The organism is Nitrospinota bacterium, from assembly GCA_035528715.1.
Taxonomy (GTDB): domain Bacteria; phylum JADFOP01; class JADFOP01; order DATKYB01; family DATKYB01; genus DATKYB01.
On record DATKYB010000137.1, the window covers coordinates 1 to 5,592 of the forward strand.

Consider the following 5,592-nt stretch of genomic DNA (forward strand, 5'->3'; position numbering starts at 1 on the left):
AGGTGAAAATAGAATTTAAAAAGGTCTCTTGGCCTTCAAGAAAAGATACAATGATGTCAACTTCTGTGGTTCTTGTTGCGGTTTTCATTATAGCTGTTTTTCTTGGATTCGTTGATTTAGGATTATCAAAATTAGTGAAACAGTTGTTTAAATAAACATTGGATAAAAGAGATAAAATGACAAAAAAATGGTACGTCATCCATACATATTCAGGATATGAAAACAAGGTAAAGCAAAGTTTAGAAGAAAGACTCGAAGCTTTAGGATTTCAGGAAAGGGTTTCGAGGGTTCTCGTGCCTACAGAGGATGTGATAGAGGTCAAGGGAGGAAAGAAAAAGGTATCAGCAAGAAAATTTTTCCCTGGTTATATTATCGTTGAAATGGATATGGATGATGATATTTGGTATCTCATTAAGAATACTCCGAAGGTAACAGGTTTTCTAGGGGACAAGAGAAATCCAACACCTCTTTCAGAAGAAGAGGTTAAAAATATTCTTGGACAAGTAGAAGGGGATAAAACAAAACCAAAACCAAAGGTCTTGTTTAGTAAAGGTGAAAGCGTTAGAGTCATAGATGGACCATTTACAAATTTTACAGGTGTAATCGATGAGATTAGCCCAGAGCGCGGAAAGTTAAAGGTTATGGTAAGTATATTTGGTAGAGCGACACCTGTAGAATTGGAATTTTTACAGGTAGAAAGGATTTAATAAGGAGAAGATATTTAAATGGCAAAGGAAGTGATTGCATCAATTAAATTACAGGTGCCAGGTGGACAGGCTAATCCTTCACCACCTGTTGGACCTGCACTGGGACAGCATGGTGTCAATATAATGGAATTTTGTAAGGCATTTAATGAAAAAACAAAAGGTCAAGAGGGTTTAATCATTCCAGTAATCATAACCGTTTTTTCGGATCGTTCCTTCTCTTTTGTAACGAAATCACCTCCAGCTTCTGTACTTTTAAAACAGGCAGCAAAAATAGCGAAAGGTTCTTCAGATCCTAAAAAGGAGAAAGTAGGTAAGGTGACTATGGATCAGATTAAAGAAATAGCCAGAAGCAAGGAGAAGGATTTAAATGCAAAAGATTTAGAAGGTGCTATCAGAATAATAGAGGGTACAGCAAGAAGCATGGGAATTGAAGTAATAAGAAATTAAAAAATCTCGGAGATAGTCAATAATGAAACACAATGGAAAAAATTTTCAAGGCGTCCAAGCCAAAGTTGACAGAGGAAAGAAATATAGCTTAGAGGAAGCCTTAACTCTTGTTAAGGAGCTTTCTTTTACAAAATTTGATGAAAGTATTGATGTTGCAGTTAGATTGGGGGTTAGTCCTAAACATTCAGACCAGATGGTAAGAGGAACCGTAGTGCTTCCCGCTGGAACGGGTAAAAAAGTGAGAGTACTCGTCTTTGTTAAGGGAGAAAAAGAAAAGGAAGCATTGGATGCTGGAGCTGATTATGTAGGGGCAGAGGATCTGGTCAATAAAATCAATCAAGGTTGGCTCGAGTTTGACCAAGCAATAGCCACTCCAGATATGATGAGTGTGGTTGGAAAGTTAGGAAAGGTTCTTGGGCCAAGGGGACTTATGCCGAATCCTAAATCTGGCACAGTTACTTTTGAAATCGCCAAGGCTGTTAAAGATATTAAGGCAGGAAAGGTAAATTTTAAAGTTGATAAATATGGAATCGTTCATCTTTCTATTGGGAAAAGGAGTTTTTCTATTGATGACTTAAAGAAAAACATAAGTCAGTTTTTTGAGACACTTCTGAAATTAAAACCTGCAGCGAGTAAAGGACAATATTTAAGAAATATTTCTATTTCTTCTACAATGGGACCTGGAATAAAAATCGACAATATTGAAATAGCAAATGCTTTTAAATAAATATTTTGATTATTAAAAAAGGGAGGAAGAAAGATCATTGATCAATGAAAATAAAATCAAAAAAGTAGAAGAGCTAAATGATAAATTCAAGAGAATAAAGTCAGCAGTCTTCACTGATCTTACAGGACTTAATGTAGCTCAGGTTACGGAACTAAGAAGACGATTGCGAGATTCTTCTGCAGAATTCAAAGTATTGAAAAATACTTTAGCTCTAAGAGCATCAAAGGGAACGAGCTTTGAAGAGTTGTCTGAATATTTTTTAGGTCCAACATCAATTGCTTTTAGTTATGAAGATGTATTAGTTCCTGTAAAGGTTATTATGGGTTATTCAAAGGAACAACCAAATTTAAAGATTAAAGGAGGATTTGTAGAGGGTAAGAAGATAGAGATTAACAAGATAGAAGAATTAGCGAAATTGCCTTCAAGAGAGGTTCTGATAAGTATTTTGTTGGCAGGGTTTCAATCACCGATTGGGAGTTTTGTTGGTACTTTAGAGGGAGTTTTAAGAAGTTTTCTTTCTACATTAGAGGGAATTAAAAAACTTAAAAAATAGTAAATAAATTAAAAGAGGAGGCAGAAAATGTCTGAGGCAACTGAAAAGAAGAAGACAGATACAAAGGCTGAGAAGGTTTCAGAGGCAAAAAAAGATACGAAAAAGGAGAAGGAAAAAACAAAAGCTGGAGGGAGTATGGAGATAACCAAAGAAGATATGATAGCGTACATTGAGAATATGAGCGTTTTGGAGTTATCTGAGATGGTAAAAGAATTACAGGAGAAATTTGGTGTTACGGCCATGGCCCCAGCAGCCGCTGCGGTAGCCGCACCTGAGGCAAAAGCAGAAACAGGAGCAGGAGAAAAAACAGAATTTGATGTTATTTTAAGCTCGTTTGGTGATAAGAAGATCCAAGTTATTAAAGAGATAAGGACAATTACTGCATTAAGTTTGAAAGATGCCAAAACTTTAGTAGACGGGGCTCCAAAACCTGTAAAAGAAAAAGTTTCCAAGGAAGAGGCAGAGAAAATAAAAGCCCAGTTAGAAAGTGCAGGGGCAGGTGTGGAGATTAAGTAGTAAGGCGAGCTTGATCTCGCTGTATTTTATTTTTTTAGAGAAATCAAATTATATAGAGGTGCATAATGGCTGAATCAAGGATTTCTTGTGATCAAGGAAGGATACAAAGAAAAAGTTTTGCAAGGATTCCAACCGTTATAGATATCCCGAATCTTATCGATATACAAAAAAAATCTTACGAACGTTTTCTGCAGTACAAAAAAAATCCTAATGAAAGGGATAATGTAGGGTTGGAAGAGGTTTTTAAAAGTGTCTTTCCTATTAGTGATTTTAATGAAACTTCTTTTTTACAATATGTGGGCTATGAAATAGGAGCATGGGAATGTAACTGTGGTGAGTACAGAGGACTTGGAGGCCCAAGTGTAACCTGTGAGGAGTGTGGGCAGAGACTTAAATACAAAGGAAAATACGACATCAATGAATGCCGTCAGAGAGGAATGACTTATGCAGACCCTTTGAGAGTAATGGTCCGACTAGTTATTCCAGAAAAAGATGAAGAGACTGGAGAACTGAAAATAAAAGATATCAAAGATATAAGACATATAAAAGAACAAAAAGTTTACCTTGGAGAAATGCCTTTAATGACAGATAAAGGGACTTTTATTATTAATGGTACTGAAAGAGTTGTTGTAAGTCAATTGCACAGATCTCCTGGAGTGTTTTTTAGTCAGGATAAAGGAAGAAGCCATATTAGTGGGAAGATACTCTATTCTGCGAGGATCATCCCTTATAGAGGTTCATGGCTTGATTTTGAAATGGACGCAAAAAATTTAATATATGTACGTATTGATAGAAGACGAAAAATGCCTGCTACAGTTCTTTTAAGGGCTTTTGGTCTTTCTACTGAAGATTTATTGAACACCTTTTATCAGATGGAAGATATTATCTATCATAAGGGAGAAGGATTTTTCTCTAAAAGTGTTTCTCAGCTTTTGGTAGGACAAAAGGCATCAAAAGATATTATAGATCCTCAAACAGGTGAAGTATACATAAAGGCTGGAAGAAAGGTTTCTAAGGGAGTCTTTAAAAAGATAAAAGAAGCGAAAATAAAATATATTGATGTTACTGAGGATAGCCTTATTGGAGGAGTTATTGCGTTAGATATTGTAGATACAAAAACAGGTGAGATATTTTCAGAAATCAATACTGAGCTGACCAAAGAAGCCATTGCTATTATTAAGGAAAAAGGAATACAAAAGTTTCAAATTTTGCATATAGACAGTTGGTCATTAAAAAACACCATGGCAGTTGATAAGATAAGTACTTCTGACGAGGCATTAATAGAGATATATAAGAGATTAAGGCCAGGCGATCCTCCTACCAAGGAGAGTTCGCAGCAGCTCTTCTATGACCTGTTTTTCAATCCAAAACGTTACGATTTGTCCAAGATAGGCAGACTTAAACTCAATAAGAAACTCGGGTTAGACTTGTCTTTAGAAGAGAGAAATTTAACACTTAAAGATATCATTGAGGTGGTTAGATATTTTATTGGTTTAAGTCAAGGGATTGGGGCAGTAGATGATATTGATCATTTGGGGAATAGAAGGGTTAGATCTGTTGGAGAATTGGTTGAAAATCAGTTCAGAACTGGTTTGGTAAGGATGGAGAGAACAATACGGGAAAGGATGAGTATCCAAGATGTTACGGAGGTTATGCCCCATGATTTAATAAATTTCAAGCCTGTCACAGCAGCTATAAAAGAATTTTTTGGCAGTAGCCAACTGTCCCAATTTATGGATCAGACAAATCCTTTGTCTGAAATAACTCATAAAAGAAGACTGAGTGCATTAGGTCCTGGTGGCTTAACAAGAGAAAGGGCTGGTTTTGAGGTAAGGGATGTTCACCCTACCCATTATGGAAGAGTATGCCCTGTTGAGACCCCAGAGGGACCGAATATAGGATTAATAGCCTCTTTGAGTACCTATGCGAGAGTCAATGATTTTGGTTTTATCGAGGTTCCCTATAGAAAGGTCAATAAGGGGAGGGCTTCAGAAGAAGTGGAATTTCTTTCAGCCTATGAGGAAGATCAGTATGTTATTGCTCAGGCAAATGCAGAGTTGGACAAGAGAGGAAATCTCATAAGAGATCTTGTTTCTGCAAGAAAGGGTGGAGAATTTATAATGGTTCCTCCTGATCAGGTTGATTATATGGATGTTTCTCCAAAGCAATTGGTTAGCGTTGCTGCCTCCTTAATTCCTTTTTTAGAAAATGATGATGCGAATAGAGCTCTCATGGGTTCTAATATGCAGCGCCAAGCTGTTCCTCTCTTAAAAACCGAAGCACCTTTAGTAGGCACTGGTATGGAATTTGTTGCAGCAAGGGACTCGGGATCTTTAATCATCTGTAAAGAAGATGGTGAAGTAGTTAGTGTTGATTCTAGCAGAATTGTTGTTCGGAGAACAGGAAAGGGTAAAGAAAGTTCGTCTCATCCGGAAGTAGATATATATTCTCTCGCTAAGTACAACCGTTCTAATCAAAATACATGTATCAATCAGAGACCGATTATTAAAGAAGGTGATAAGGTTGTTAAAGGTCAGGTATTAGCTGATGGCCCTGCAACTGATCAAGGTGATTTAGCTTTGGGTAGAAATATTTTAGTAGCTTTTATGCCATGGCGCGGCTACAACTTTGAAGATGCTGTT

At 36.7% G+C, this 5,592-nt stretch carries 7 protein-coding genes; all 7 read left to right on the forward strand.

All coding sequences use genetic code 11. From position 1 onward, the window contains the following. Positions 1 to 2 precede the first annotated feature (2 nt). A complete protein-coding gene (secE, locus tag VMW81_09860; protein HUU51243.1) occupies positions 3 to 155 on the forward strand; it encodes a preprotein translocase subunit SecE in 153 nt (50 codons plus the stop codon). Between the two features lie 21 nt (positions 156 to 176). Beyond that, entirely contained in the window at positions 177 to 707 is a 531-nt protein-coding gene (gene nusG, locus VMW81_09865) for a transcription termination/antitermination protein NusG (GenBank protein HUU51244.1), read from the forward strand. Between the two features lie 18 nt (positions 708 to 725). After that, the gene (rplK, locus tag VMW81_09870) at positions 726 to 1,154 is read left to right on the forward strand and encodes a 50S ribosomal protein L11 (protein HUU51245.1); all 429 of its coding nucleotides are present in this window, start codon (positions 726 to 728) and stop codon (positions 1,152 to 1,154) included. A gap of 22 nt (positions 1,155 to 1,176) precedes the next feature. Then, positions 1,177 to 1,881 carry a 50S ribosomal protein L1 gene (gene rplA / locus VMW81_09875; protein ID HUU51246.1) on the forward strand — a complete coding sequence of 235 codons (705 nt, stop codon included), beginning with the start codon at positions 1,177 to 1,179 and terminating at the stop codon, positions 1,879 to 1,881. Positions 1,882 to 1,918: 37 nt separating this feature from the next. Then, on the forward strand, positions 1,919 to 2,434 hold the full coding sequence (gene rplJ / locus VMW81_09880; GenBank protein ID HUU51247.1) for a 50S ribosomal protein L10: 516 nt from the start codon (positions 1,919 to 1,921) through the stop codon (positions 2,432 to 2,434). Positions 2,435 to 2,569: 135 nt separating this feature from the next. Continuing rightward, on the forward strand, positions 2,570 to 2,950 hold the full coding sequence (gene rplL, locus VMW81_09885; protein HUU51248.1) for a 50S ribosomal protein L7/L12: 381 nt from the start codon (positions 2,570 to 2,572) through the stop codon (positions 2,948 to 2,950). 65 nt (positions 2,951 to 3,015) lie between these two features. Continuing rightward, positions 3,016 to 5,592 (forward strand): DNA-directed RNA polymerase subunit beta (gene rpoB, locus VMW81_09890; GenBank protein HUU51249.1); only part of this gene is annotated, 2,577 nt, incomplete at its 3' end.

What these genes read in the sequence shown, in the direction of transcription:
- nusG (HUU51244.1), top strand. Translation starts at nt 177, where the DNA reads ATGACAAAAAAATGGTACGTCATCCATACATATTCAGGATATGAAAAC.
- rplK (HUU51245.1), top strand. Translation starts at nt 726, where the DNA reads ATGGCAAAGGAAGTGATTGCATCAATTAAATTACAGGTGCCAGGTGGA.
- rplA (HUU51246.1), top strand. Translation starts at nt 1,177, where the DNA reads ATGAAACACAATGGAAAAAATTTTCAAGGCGTCCAAGCCAAAGTTGAC.
- rplL (HUU51248.1), top strand. Translation starts at nt 2,570, where the DNA reads ATGGAGATAACCAAAGAAGATATGATAGCGTACATTGAGAATATGAGC.